This is a genomic window from Nocardioides oceani (assembly GCF_030412965.1).
Lineage (GTDB): Bacteria > Actinomycetota > Actinomycetes > Propionibacteriales > Nocardioidaceae > Nocardioides > Nocardioides oceani.
Genome location: NZ_JAUHJQ010000121.1, coordinates 1 through 285, shown reverse-complemented (window position 1 = coordinate 285; position 285 = coordinate 1). Strand labels below are relative to the sequence as shown.

The 285-nt window shown below is 71.6% G+C and carries 1 protein-coding gene; it reads right to left on the bottom strand.

What is annotated here, in order from left to right; all coding sequences use genetic code 11:
* Positions 1-285, bottom strand: a 285-nt coding sequence (locus QWY28_RS23515) for a M1 family aminopeptidase (RefSeq protein ID WP_300955332.1), incomplete at both ends; no start/stop codon positions are given.

Sequence of the window (285 nt, the reverse complement as noted above, 5' to 3'; positions counted from 1 at the left end):
ATCGAGTCGAAGTTGGTGAAGGCGCTGTCGACGTCGGGCACGTCCTCCGGCGCCGGCGCCACCGGGTGGGTCGAGCGGCGCTCGTCGGCGACGTACGCCGCGGGCTTGCGGGTCGCCTCGTGCACCACCAGCGAGCCGCCGAAGCCGGCGCCGTCGGCGGCGACCCGGTAGCCCATGTAGTCGGCGAAGCTCTCGTTGAGCCAGGTGTCCTCCCACCAGCGCATCGTGACCAGGTTGCCGAACCACATGTGCGCCATCTCGTGGGCGATGACGGTCGCGCGGCGC